We start from the raw sequence: 12,185 nt of genomic DNA, 5'->3' as shown, positions 1-12,185 counted from the left end.
ATCGACGGAGTCGGGTGGGTCAGAAGGTGAAGAGGGTGGCGGTGGCGCGGCGCAGCAGGCAGGCGTTGGCGAAGGTGCGGGTGTAGGTGACCGGGCGGTCCTGCCAGAAGCCCACCGCCCGGGCGACCACCGGGGCGTACTGGGAGGTGCAGGGGTCGGCGTCGACGTCGAGCGCGTCGAGGTGGCCGTCGACGCGGGCGACCAGCCGGCAGGCGGCGACCGGGTCGGGGTGCAGGCCGCCGGCGGGCCCGCAGACGAGCACGGTGGCGCGGACGTCGGCGTCACCGGCGTCGACGGTGAGCAGCAGCACCGAGGGCGTCTCGGGGCCGGGGCGCGGCGCCGCGCCTGCCGGTCCGGCGGCGGTCACCGCGGCGAGGCCGCCGAGCGCGGCGGCCAGGGCCAGGGCGGCGGTACGTCGGGCGAAGGGCATGGGTGGTCCTTCCGTCGGGGCCCGGGTGTGGGCCGATGGCGGCCCGGACGTCGGGTGAACCGGGCCGCCGAGAACCCTAGGTGGACGGTGTGAACGCGAAGCGTCACGAAGTGTTACACCGTCCGGCCCGAGCGGACGGTGTCTGTGACATCGGCGCTCGGGAATGCCCGATCGGCTGACAACCGTGTCCGCGCTCCGGCGCACCGCATTCCGAAAACGGGGAACGGATACCTGAACGGCTGACAACCGAATCGCGCCGTTATTGCGCCGATGCTTTCCGTAGGCCGGATCGTTGTCAATGCACGACAACCGGAACGGCCGTTACCGTAACGATTCCTTTCGGTGTCGGAGTGCGCATTACCGTCGGGTGGCAGGGCGTTTTCGACCCCGTCGGGAGGACTCCCCATGAGCGACCTTTCCCACCCGCCGTCCTTGACCGAACCCGGCCGTCCGGGCGCGGGGGAACCGGCGGTCGAGGCCGGGAACACACCGCCCACCGGCCGCCGCGAATTCGTCGGTCGGTCGCCGAACCAGCTCGCCTGGCTGCGTCTCAAGCGGGACCGCACGGCCCGGGCCAGCGCCGTCACGCTGACCGTCGCCGCCCTGGTCGCACTCGGGGCGCCGCTGCTGAGCCGCCTCACCGGAATCGACCCGACCGACAAGTTCGTCGACCGGCTCAACGATTTCGGAATGCCGATCGGTTACGCCGGTGGAATCAGCGCCGACCATTGGCTCGGGCTGGAGCCGGGCAGTGGTCGCGACATCCTGCTCCAATTGGTCTACGGCCTGCGCACGTCCCTGTTCATCGCATTCGCGTCGGCTGCCGTGGCGTCGTGCATCGGGGTCGCGGTCGGCGTCCTGGCCGGGTGGGCCCGAGGGTGGCTGGACAGCGTCGTCAACTGGCTGATCGACCTCACCCTGGCGTTCCCGTTCCTCATCTTCGCGCTCGCCGTGATCCCGATCCTGCAGGACCGCTTCTACACCGACCGGGAGGCGCCGTCGCCGGCGTTCCGGGTGGCCCTGATCGTCGCCACGTTCGGGTTGTTCAGCTGGACGTACACGGCGCGCCTGGTGCGCGGGCAGGTGATCTCCCTGCGGGAGCGGGAGTTCGTCGAGGCCGCCCGGGCCGCCGGCGCCGGCACCGGGCACATCCTGCTGCGTCAGCTGCTGCCGAACATCTGGGCGCCGATCCTGGTCACCGTCTCGCTGATGGTGCCCCAGTTCATCGCGATCGAGGCGGCCCTGGCGTTCGTCAACATCGGCGTCACCGAACCCACGCCCGACCTGGGCCGCATGATCTTCAACAGCATCGGCTACGTCGCGAGCGACCCCTGGTACACCCTGTTCCCCGGGTTGACGATCTTCCTGCTGGTCCTGGCGTTCAACCTGCTCGGTGACGCCCTGCGCGACTCGCTGGACCCCCGCTCCACCCGGTAGTCCCCACGGCCATTCACGTGCCCGGCCGGCGGGGGCCGACCGGGCGAGGAAGGGAGCACACCGTGCGCACACGAACCCGGACACTGACCGGTGTCCTCGCCGCGGCGGCACTGGTCGCCGCCGGCTGCAGCCCCACCACCGACGACGGCGGCGGCGACGACCAGGAGACGAAGACCCAGAGTGGCTCGATCTCCTACGAGGCCGCCGACAACAAGGGCCCGGCGAAGGCTGTGGACGGGGCGACCCGGGGCGGCACGCTGACCGTCATGCAACCGGCCGACTTCGAACACCTCGACCCGGCCCGCAACTACGTCAACGTGCAGCAGGTCGCCGGCGGCCTGCTCTACCGCGCCCTCAACGGCTACAAGGAGGACGGCAGCGGCAGGCTGCTGCTCGTCGGCGACCTGGCGACCAACCCCGGCAAGGACGTCAACGGCGACTGCAAGGTCTGGGAGTTCACCCTCCGCGACGGCGTGAAGTACGAGGACGGTTCGGCGGTGACCAGCAAGGACGTCGCCCACGGCATCGCCCGGTCGTTCGCGTCGAACCTCAACGAGGGCCCGCACTACATCCAGCAGTGGCTCTACCCGGGCGGGGTGTACAACGCCACCTACAAGGGGCCGTACGACGGGGGCAAGCCGGTGCCCGACGGCGTGGAGACGCCCGACGACCGGACCGTCCGGTTCACCTTCCCGCAGGCGCACTGCGACCTGCCGTACGCGGCCGCGCTGCCCACCAGCGCGCCGGTGCCCGCCGCGAAGGACACCCGGGCCGGCTACGACCTGCGGCCCTTCTCGTCCGGTCCGTACCAGGTGAAGTCCTACCAGCGTGACGTCGCCCTGGAGTTGGAGCGCAACCCGAACTGGGACCCGGCGACCGACCCGATCCGCAACGCCTACCCGGACGCGATCCGGATGACGTTCGGGCTCGAGCAGGCCCAGATCGCCGAGCGCCTGGTCGCCGACGGCGCGGCCGACCAGGCGGCGCTGAGCTGGTCCGACGTGCCGCCGTCCGTGCTGCCCCGGACCACCGGGGCCGGCGTCGTCGACCGGGTGGTGAAGGGCCCGACGCAGTACAACTGGGTGCTGAGCATCAACACGCAGCGGGTCACCGACCTGGGCGTACGCCGGGCGTTGAACTACGCCGTCGACAAGGACGCCCTGCTCAAGGTGCTCGGCGGTCAGGCCGCCGGCACGCCGGCCACCACGCTGATGTCACCGACCACCGCCGGCTTCGCCAAGTACGACCTGTTCAACGCCCCGGTCACCGGGGACAAGGCCAAGGTCACCGAGCTGCTCGCCGGCAAGCGGCCCAAGCTGGTGCTGGCGCACTCCAACCTGGAGCTGCGGACCCAGCAGGCCGAGGCGTTGCGCAAGAACCTCACCGACATGGGCTTCGACGTCGTGATGAAGCCGATCGACAACAGCAGCTACTACGACGAGATCGGCCGCAAGGACAACCCGTACGACATCTACCTCAGCGGCTGGGGTTCCGACTGGCCGACCGGCTCGACCGTCATCCCGCCGGTCTACGACGGCCGCGAGATCGTGGCCGAGGGCAACCAGAACCTGTCGTACCTGAACCAGCCGTCGGTCAGCGCGGAGATCGACCGGGTCCGCAACCTGCCCGCCGCGGAGCAGGACGCCGGTTGGATGGCGCTCGACCGCAAGATCATGGAGGAGTACGCCCCGGTCGTGCCCTGCTACTACGACGCCACCTACGAGTTGCACGGCTCGAAGGTCGGCAACGCCTTCCTCAGTGACGCGTTCGGCATCATCTCGCTCAACGGCATCTACGTGAAGCAGTGACCGTCGTCGGCGGGGGCGGCCACGCCGGCCGTCCCCGCCCCATCCGGGGGAGGTGTTTCCCGTGCTCCGTTTCGTCGTCCGACGGCTGCTCGTCGCCGTCCTGACCCTGGTCGTCATCAGCCTGGTCACCTTCGGTCTCTTCTTCGCGGTGCCGAGCAGCCCGGCGAAGGTGATGTGCGGCAAGAACTGCACGGCCGCGGACATCGCCCAGGTCGAGCAGCGGCTCGGCATCGACCGTCCGCTGCCCCGGCAGTACACGGACTTCGTCCGGGGCGTGTTCGTCGGTCGCACCTACGGCGAGGGCGACTTCCGCCAGGACTGTCCGGCGCCCTGCCTCGGTTTCTCGTTCCGCAACAACCAACCGGTCACCGAGATCGTCGCCCAACGCGCCCCGGTGACGTTCAGCATCGTCCTCGGCGGCGCCGTGCTCTGGCTGGCCCTGGGCGTCTCCCTGGGCATGGTGTCGGCGCTGCGCCGGGGTACGGCGTTCGACCGCGCCGCGATCGGCGTCACGCTCGCCGGGGCGTCCATGCAGGTCTACTTCTTCGGGCTGATCCTGCTCTACCTGTTGGTCTACTCCACCGGGCTGTTGCCGTTCCCCAGCTACACGCCGCTGACCGAGAGCCCGCTGCGGTGGGCGGCCGGCCTGCTGCTGCCCTGGATGACGCTGGGCTTCCTCAACTCGGCGCTCTATGCCCGGCTGTCCCGGGCGCAGATGCTGGAGACGCTGTCCGAGGACTTCGTGCGGACCGCCCGGGCCAAGGGGCTCTCCGCGCGGCAGGTGCACACCCGGCACGCGTTGCGCGCGGCGATCACCCCGATCGTCACCATCGCCGGGCTGGACATCGGCACCAGTCTGGGCGGCACGTTCATCACCGAGACCATCTTCGGCCTCCAGGGTCTCGGCAAGGCCACCGTGGAGGCGGTGCAGTTCCTCAACCTGCCGGTGGTGATGGCGACCGTGCTGCTGGCGGCGGTGTTCATCGTGGTCGCCAACATCGTCGTCGACGTGCTGTACGCGGTCATCGACCCGCGCGTCCGGCTGAACTGACGGGAGGGTTCGACATGGTGGAGCTTCCGGCGCCGCGACGCGGCGAGGATCCCTACCTGCGGGTTCGGGATCTACGGGTGCGGTTCGACACCGAGGACGGTGTGGTCCGGGCTGTGGACGGGGTGTCGTTCGCCGTCGAGCGGGGTCGCACGCTCGGGATCGTGGGGGAGTCCGGGTCGGGGAAGAGCGTGACGTCGTTGGCGATCCTGGGTCTGCACAACTCCAAGCGGGCGTCCGTCACCGGGGAGATCTCGGTGGGTGGGCGTCAGTTGGTGGGTCTGCCGGAGGAGGAGGTGCGGCGGCTGCGGGGTCGGGACATGGCGATGATCTTCCAGGATCCGTTGTCGGCGTTGCATCCGTACTACACGGTCGGGAAGCAGATCGCTGAGGCGTTCCGGGTGCACCACCCGAAGGCCGGTAGGCGGGAGGCGCGTAGCCGGGCGGTGGACATGTTGGGTCGGGTGGGGATTCCGCAGCCGGCGCGGCGGTTCGAGCAGTATCCGCACGAGTTCTCCGGTGGGATGCGGCAGCGGGCGATGATCGCGATGGCGTTGGTCAACGATCCGGATCTGGTGATCGCCGACGAGCCGACGACGGCGTTGGACGTGACGGTGCAGGCGCAGATCCTGGACCTGCTCAATGATCTTCAGGAGGAGTTCCGTTCGGCGATCATCCTGATCACCCACGATTTGGGTGTGGTCGGTCAGGTGGCCGATGACGTCCTCGTCATGTACGGCGGTCGGGCGGTGGAGCACGGCAGTGTGGAGCAGGTGTTGCGGCGGCCGCAGCATCCGTACACGTGGGGGTTGTTGTCGAGCGTGCCGTCGTTGCACGGTGACGCGGACGCGGACCTGGTGCCGATCCCGGGCAACCCGCCGAGTCTGATCAACCTGCCGTCGGGCTGCGCGTTCCATCCCCGCTGCCGCTATGCCGACGTCAACGGCGACCGGTCCCGCACTGAGGTACCGGAGCTGGTTTCGGCGGGGGTGACAGGGCATCTGGTGGCGTGTCATCTGCCGGTCGCCGCGCGGGAGCGGATCTACCGCGACGAGGTAGCCCAGGTGGGGGTGGCCCGATGAACGTTGTGCCGAACGGACACACGCCGGTGGCCGGCACGTCGGAGGCGGGCCGCGATCCGGGCGGCGCCGCCCGGATCGCGGCTGAGCCGTTGCTGTCGGTGCGGGGGTTGACCAAGCACTTCCCGGTGCGCGAGGGCTTCCGCAGCCGGGGCGCCGTGCGGGCGGTCGACGGGCTGGACTTCGACGTCCGCCCCGGCGAGACCCTCGGTCTGGTGGGCGAGTCGGGGTGTGGGAAGACCACGACCGGGCGGATGCTGGTGCGGCTGCTGGAACCCACCGCCGGCAGCATTGAGTTCGCCGGGCGGGACATCACCCACGCCCGCCGGGGCGCGTTGCGGCCGCTGCGCCAGGACCTGCAGATCATCTTCCAGGACCCGTACGCGTCGTTGAACCCCCGCCACACCGTCGGGCGGATCGTGGCCATGCCGCTGCAGGTCAACAACATCACCCCACCCGGCGGCGTCAAGAAACGCGTGCAGGAACTGCTGGAACTGGTCGGCCTCAACCCCGAGCACTACAACCGCTACCCGCACGAGTTCTCCGGCGGGCAACGCCAACGCATCGGCATCGCCCGCGCCCTGGCCCTGCAACCCAAGCTCATCGTCGCCGACGAACCCGTGAGCGCCCTCGACGTGTCCATCCAGGCCCAGGTCATCAACCTCCTGCGCGACCTGCAACGCGACCTCGACCTGGCGTTCGTGTTCATCGCCCACGACCTCGCCGTGGTCCGCCACTTCTGCCACCGCGTCGCCGTCATGTACCTCGGCACCATCGTCGAGATCGGCGACCGCGACACCATCTACACCCGCCCCCAACACCCCTACACCCGCGCCCTGCTCTCGGCCATCCCCGACGTCACCACCCTCGGCCCCGCCGGCCGCATCCGCCTCACCGGCGACGTCCCCACCCCCCTGGACCCACCCAGCGGCTGCCGCTTCCGCACCCGCTGCTGGAAAGCCACCGACCGCTGCGCCACCGAAACACCCGCCCTGACCACCCGCGACGGCGGCACCCAACTCACCGCCTGCCACCACCCGGAGAGCGGACCACCGCTCGACGCGGTGGAGGCCGGACGCACCTGACCCGGGTCGGGAGGCGACCGCGGTCGGGCGAGGGCTCACGGCGGGGCGCGGACCGGCGGTCGGGTGGCCTCCCCGCCTTCCCCGTACGCTGGCGACCGTCACCGCAGTGAGCCGTCCCCGGTTGGACCCGGCCGTACTGAGAGGGAACCACAGCATGACGGCGGTACCAGGCCAGCGACCCGCTCCGGCGACTCGACCGAACGCGGGCCATGCCGCGCAGGACGATCTGCGGCAGCTGTTCGGGCAGTCCATCGCCGTCTTCGCCGCGCTCGCCGGACCCACGCACGTGGTGGAGGCAGCGAATCCGGCGTTCTTCGCCACCATCGGTGAGGAGCGGGCGCGCACCGGGGTGGCCATCGTCGAGTTGATGCCCGAGTTGGCGGAACAGGGCTTCCTCGCGCTGTTGGACGAGGTCTACCGCACGGGAGAGCCCTACACCGGTCGGGACGCCCGGGTCGTGCTCGGCGACGGCGCACAGGCGCGGGAGGCATTCTTCGACTTCACCTACGAGCCGCGTCACGACGCCGACGGCGCCGTGACCGGGATCCGGGTGATCGGCGTGGAGACCACCCAGGTCAAGCACGCCCAGCGGCTGATGGCCGAGCACCGTGCCCTGCTGGAGCAGATCGCCCGCCAGGCGCCCCTGCCCGAGGTGCTCGACGGCATGGCCCGCTGCATCGAGAACCTGGCGCCGCAGGAGGTGCTCGTCTCCGTTCTGCTCGCCGACCCCGACGGCCGGCACCTGCGCCACGGCGCCGCGCCGAGCCTGCCCGACTTCTACAACCAGGCCATCGACGGGATCGCCGCCGGCGAGGGCGTGGGCTCCTGTGGCACGGCCGCCCACCGGCGCGAACCGGTCATCGTCACCGACATCGCCGCCGATCCGTTCTGGGACGACTTCCGTGGGCTCGCCGAGCGGGCGGGGCTGGCCGCCTGCTGGTCGACACCGATCCTGGCGCGCGACGGCAGCCTGCTGGGCACCTTCGCCATCTACCACCGCACGCCGCGGATCCCGAAGGACACGGATCTCGCCCTGATCCAGGTCTTCACCGGCACCGCGGCCCTGGCCATCGAACGCCACCACATCGAACAGGCGAAGGTGGCCGCCGAGGCCCGCGCCAGAGCCGCCCACGACCAGCTGGCCGAGGCGGTGCGTGCGGAGCGGGAACTGCGCGGCGAGGCCGAGCGGCGCGCCGCCACTGCCGCGGAACTCGCGGCCCGAATGCGTGCCGCCGCCGCCGCGCAGGCCGCCCGGCCACGCCCCGAGCGTTGCCAGCTCGGCGGGGACCCGGGATGCACCGCCGCGGCCGAGATCAAGGTCGCCGATTCGTGGGGCGACTCGGCGTGGGGCTGCCCGATCCACGTCGAGGAGGCGATTCTCCACGTCCGGTCGGTGTTCATCGCCAGCGAGGAACTCGGCGGCCTCGCCGGCTACCTCAACCGCTGACGACCTCAGCTGCGGAGCACGTTGGCGTAGATGAGCCAGGCCAGCGCGGACTTGGCCGCCAGGCTGAGCACGATGTACGAGACCTCGCCGTAGCGGTAGTCCCGCCACCGGCCGCGCCGGGTGTACTGCAGCACCATGTTGACCGCGAAGCTCGCGAAGAGCAGGAACTGCACGATGATGATCGCCCACACGAAACCGGGAATCTCCGGCGGCTGGGCGACGTAGACGGCGATCGCGAGCCAGGGCGCCGCGCCGACCAGCGAACCGAACCAGAACGCGCTCCAGTCGGCACGGCCCGGTGTCTGCTGCCGCTCCATCAGGAGACCGAACAGGATCATCGCGGTGTTCGCGGCGAAGATCCCGATCACCGCCGCGAGATCACGGATCCCGACGAACAGACCGATCAGCACGATCATGATCGACGCGCTGACCGAGTACTCGATCCATCGCGCGTAGTTGGCCCGCCGATCCAGGTTGCGTTCGTACCAGCGGTGCACCCGTGGGGCGGCGGTCACGACGTGGTCGACCGCGGCGAGCAGCAGGAACACCGCCACCGCCGGTCCGACGGCGATCCGGAAGGCCACGTCCGGGACGGTGGCGTCCCGCAGGGTCACCGGGTCCGCCGTCAGGTACGACGCGGTCACCGGCAGGGACAGGTCGTTGCTGGCCGCCCACATCCAGACCGCTTCGGCGGCCAGCAGCGAACCGACGAGCACGTTGACGACACGCAACCGCCGGTAGCGGCTCCCGCTCGCCTCGGCGTGATGCCCCATGGGCGTCACCTTAGGCAGCCCGGGTGGCCACCCACCGGCATTCCGCTCGGGCCGGTCACCCGGAAGAGGTGACGCGAACCTGCGTGTAGCGGTCCGGGGGGCGGGTAGCCGGCCGACCATGGACCTGGTCGAGGAGTCGCCGTACCGGTTCCGGATCGACCGGCGCGAGGAGATGCGGGTCCCGGGCGTGGTGTACGCCTCGCCCGCGCTGCTGCCCGACGCCGGGTCGGACCGGTCCCTGGAGCAGGTCGCGAACGTGGCCACGCTGCCCGGCATCGTCGGCGCCTCGTACGCCATGCCGGACGTGCACTGGGGCTACGGTTTCCCGATCGGCGGGGTGGCGGCCACCGACGTGGCGGCCGGTGGTGTGGTCTCGCCCGGCGGCGTCGGCTTCGACATCTCCTGCGGGGTGCGGCTGCTCACCGCGGACCTGGACCGGGCGGCCCTGCGCCCCCGGCTGGCCGCGCTCATGGACGGACTCGGGGAGTCCACCCCGCGCGGCATGGGCCGCGGCGCGGTGTGGCACCTGGGCGACCGGGCCGAGTTGGACGCGGTGCTGCGCGGCGGCTCCCGGTACGCGGTCGCGCGCGGCTTCGGCGTGCCCCGGGACCTGGACCGCTGCGAGGACCGGGGCGCGGTCGCCGACGCCGATCCCGCCCAGGTCAGCGCGCGGGCGGTCGAGCGCGGCGCCGGCCAGGTCGGCAGCCTCGGCTCGGGCAACCACTTCCTGGAGGTGCAGGCCGTCGAGGAGGTCTACGACGAGCCGGTCGCCGCCGCGTTCGGGCTACGCGCCGGGCAGGTGTGCGTGATGATCCACTGTGGTTCACGCGGACTGGGCCACCAGATCTGCACCGACCACGTGCGGGCCATGGAGGGCGTGATGCCCGGGTACGGCATCGACGTGCCGGACCGGCAGCTGGCCTGCGCGCCGGTCACCTCACCCGAGGGGCGGGCGTACCTGGGGGCGATGGCGGCGGCGGCCAACTACGCGCGGGCCAACCGGCAGCTGCTGGCCCACGCCGCGCGCCAGGTCTTCGCCCGGGTCGTCGGCTGCGACCTCGACCTGGTGTACGACGTCTCGCACAACCTCGCCAAGATCGAGGAGCACAAGGTGGACGGGACGTCGCGCCGGCTCTGCGTACACCGCAAGGGGGCCACCCGGGCCCTGCCGCCCGGCCATCCCGACCTGCCCGAGGATCTGCGTCCGGTGGGCCAGCCGGTGCTCATCCCGGGCTCGATGGGCACCGCCTCGTACGTCCTCACCGGCGTGCCGGACGCGCCGGCCTGGGCCTCGACCTGCCACGGCGCGGGTCGCGTCCGCAGCCGCACCCAGGCGAGTCGGGCGGTACGCGGGCACGACCCGCGGCGCGAGCTGGCGGCGCGGGACGTCGAGGTGCGTGGGGCGTCCCGGCGCGGCCTGGCCGAGGAGATGCCGGAGGCGTACAAGGACGTGGCCGCCGTGGTGGCCGTGGCCGAGGGAGCCGGCCTGTGCGCGAAGGTGGCCCGGCTGGTCCCGCTCGGCGTGGTCAAGGGCTGAGCGGGCTCACACGTCCAGCGTCACCGCGCACTCCCAGCCGCCCGGCGCCGGGCCGAACCGCAGCTCGTGCAGCGACACCGCCTTCGGCACGGCGCCGACCAGCTCGACCGCGTCCGTGCCGGTGGTGCGCCACCGCACCACGAGGCCGCCGTCGGCGGCCGGATGGACCTCCGTGCCGAGCGGCAGCTCGCCCTCGGTCTCCATCCGGAAGATCACCTCGTCGAGGACGCCGACCAGCAGGTCACCGTCGTGGGCCGGCGGCACCCGGAACTCCGAGGACCCGGTCGCCGTCGCCGAGGCGGTGTCCACGAACGTGTCGACGAGCGCCGCCACCGCCTCGGCCACGCAGCCCTCCCGATCCGGCGCCCACGCCTCGATCCGGACGTCGGCGGTGTGCGGCACGCAGCGATGTCCCCGGGCCGGTCGGTGCGCCATGTCCCGATCATCGCGCCGCCGGGCGGAGGCGGCCGGGGTTTCGTCGTACCGGGCGGTTAGGCTGCGCCCGTGATCGCCGACGACTCCGATGCCGTGACCGTGGTCTTCCTGCGCATGATGCGCGCCGAGCTGCGGGCCGAGCGGGTGGGGGAGGACTCCCTCGGTCGCACCGTCGAGCTGGCGCGACGGTGGTGGGGCACCGCCGACGCGCGACTGGCCGACGCGCTGCGCGAGCTGCACGCCGAGCCGGTCGACGACACCGACCCGCCCGCGTCGGCCGTCGCCGGCCCGCTCACCCCGCCCGATCCGCGCGGCGCCGCGCTGGCCCGCTTCGCCGCCAACGCCCGCCGGCTGCGCACCGGCGAGATCAGCCCGACCGAGTTCGACGAGATCATGGGCGCCGACGACCCGGACCGGCCTACGGCCTGACCCGCCGGCAGCGCACCCCCGCCACGCGCCGTCATTCCGCCTCGCCCGCGGGCGCCTACCGTGCGGTGAGGGCCAGGCCGAGACCCAGCGCGAGGAAGCTGCCCGCGAAGCCGTGTCGCAGCAGCGCGGTGAGCCGAGGTCGGGACAGCACACGCCGGCGCAGCGCGCCGGCCAGGAGCGCGTACCCGGCGAAGACCACCAGCGTGACCAGCATGAACACCAGGCCGCAGAGCAGCATGCGGGCGGGGGCGGCGGGGGCGTCCGGGGGCACGAACTGGGGCAGGAACGCCACGAAGAAGACCGTGACCTTCGGGTTCAGCAGGTTCAGCAGCACCCCGTCACGGAACACGGTCGCCGCCTTGCGGGGCGCCCGTTCACCGTCCACCACCAGCGGTCCGCGTTCGCGCAGCGCCGACCAGGCCATCCAGAGCAGGTATGCCACGCCCAGCCAGGTCACCACCCGGAACGCCGGGGTGCCGGCGCGCAGCAGGGCGGCCAGACCGGTCACCGCGGCGATCAGGTGCGGGACGAGGCTGAGCGTGCAGCCGGCGGCGGCGACGAGACCGGCCCGGCGTCCGGCGGCGACCGCGGAGGCGATCATGTGCACCACCCCGGTTCCGGGGGTGATCACCACGACCAGCGTGGTCAGCAGAAAGGCGATACTCATGCCGTCCAGC

At 71.7% G+C, this 12,185-nt stretch carries 12 protein-coding genes; 8 read left to right on the top strand and 4 right to left on the bottom strand.

Translation table 11 applies throughout. The features are described from left to right. Positions 1-19: 19 nt before the first annotated feature. Positions 20-430, bottom strand: a complete 411-nt coding sequence (locus ACN27B_RS25655) for an SSI family serine proteinase inhibitor (protein WP_355527192.1) — start codon at positions 428-430, stop codon at positions 20-22. 405 nt (positions 431-835) lie between these two features. On the opposite strand from ACN27B_RS25655, the gene ACN27B_RS25650 reads away from it, so the two are divergent. From ACN27B_RS25650 to ACN27B_RS25625, 6 genes are all read left to right on the top strand, one after another. Next, on the top strand, positions 836-1,867 hold the full coding sequence (locus ACN27B_RS25650) for an ABC transporter permease (RefSeq protein ID WP_422741735.1): 1,032 nt from the start codon (positions 836-838) through the stop codon (positions 1,865-1,867). Positions 1,868-1,929: 62 nt separating this feature from the next. Continuing rightward, entirely contained in the window at positions 1,930-3,675 is a 1,746-nt protein-coding gene (locus ACN27B_RS25645) for an ABC transporter substrate-binding protein (protein WP_099160887.1), read from the top strand. A gap of 61 nt (positions 3,676-3,736) precedes the next feature. Beyond that, positions 3,737-4,726 carry an ABC transporter permease gene (locus ACN27B_RS25640; RefSeq protein WP_091574343.1) on the top strand — a complete coding sequence of 330 codons (990 nt, stop codon included), beginning with the start codon at positions 3,737-3,739 and terminating at the stop codon, positions 4,724-4,726. A 14-nt stretch (positions 4,727-4,740) separates the two neighbouring features. After that, positions 4,741-5,805 carry an ABC transporter ATP-binding protein gene (locus tag ACN27B_RS25635; protein WP_422741734.1) on the top strand — a complete coding sequence of 355 codons (1,065 nt, stop codon included), beginning with the start codon at positions 4,741-4,743 and terminating at the stop codon, positions 5,803-5,805. Positions 5,806-5,879: 74 nt separating this feature from the next. Next, positions 5,880-6,887, top strand: coding sequence for an ABC transporter ATP-binding protein (locus tag ACN27B_RS25630; RefSeq protein WP_422746072.1), 1,008 nt, complete (start codon positions 5,880-5,882; stop codon positions 6,885-6,887). A 154-nt stretch (positions 6,888-7,041) separates the two neighbouring features. Further along, positions 7,042-8,334 carry a GAF domain-containing protein gene (locus tag ACN27B_RS25625; RefSeq protein ID WP_099160889.1) on the top strand — a complete coding sequence of 431 codons (1,293 nt, stop codon included), beginning with the start codon at positions 7,042-7,044 and terminating at the stop codon, positions 8,332-8,334. Positions 8,335-8,339: 5 nt separating this feature from the next. Here the strand turns inward: ACN27B_RS25625 and heR are convergent, their stop codons facing one another. After that, positions 8,340-9,107 carry a heliorhodopsin HeR gene (gene heR, locus ACN27B_RS25620; RefSeq protein WP_099160890.1) on the bottom strand — a complete coding sequence of 256 codons (768 nt, stop codon included), beginning with the start codon at positions 9,105-9,107 and terminating at the stop codon, positions 8,340-8,342. 118 nt (positions 9,108-9,225) lie between these two features. Between heR and ACN27B_RS25615 the strand changes: the two genes are divergently transcribed. Further along, on the top strand, positions 9,226-10,644 hold the full coding sequence (locus tag ACN27B_RS25615) for an RtcB family protein (protein WP_099160891.1): 1,419 nt from the start codon (positions 9,226-9,228) through the stop codon (positions 10,642-10,644). A gap of 6 nt (positions 10,645-10,650) precedes the next feature. On the opposite strand, the gene ACN27B_RS25610 is transcribed toward ACN27B_RS25615, so the two are convergent. Beyond that, positions 10,651-11,079 carry an archease gene (locus ACN27B_RS25610; protein WP_099160892.1) on the bottom strand — a complete coding sequence of 143 codons (429 nt, stop codon included), beginning with the start codon at positions 11,077-11,079 and terminating at the stop codon, positions 10,651-10,653. A gap of 69 nt (positions 11,080-11,148) precedes the next feature. On the opposite strand from ACN27B_RS25610, the gene ACN27B_RS25605 reads away from it, so the two are divergent. Then, positions 11,149-11,508, top strand: a complete 360-nt coding sequence (locus ACN27B_RS25605) for a hypothetical protein (RefSeq protein ID WP_099160893.1) — start codon at positions 11,149-11,151, stop codon at positions 11,506-11,508. A 55-nt stretch (positions 11,509-11,563) separates the two neighbouring features. Here ACN27B_RS25605 and ACN27B_RS25600 read toward each other — a convergent pair whose 3' ends face one another. Continuing rightward, positions 11,564-12,175 (bottom strand): LysE family translocator, encoded by a 612-nt coding sequence (locus ACN27B_RS25600; protein ID WP_422741733.1) that lies wholly within the window; start codon positions 12,173-12,175, stop codon positions 11,564-11,566. Positions 12,176-12,185 lie beyond the last annotated feature (10 nt).

Origin of the sequence: Micromonospora sp. WMMD754, assembly GCF_049315235.1 — a bacterium.
In the GTDB taxonomy this organism is placed as follows: Bacteria; Actinomycetota; Actinomycetes; order Mycobacteriales; family Micromonosporaceae; genus Micromonospora; species Micromonospora sediminicola.
Note: the sequence above shows the minus strand (reverse complement) of the source record. Positions and strands in the feature narration are given on the sequence as shown.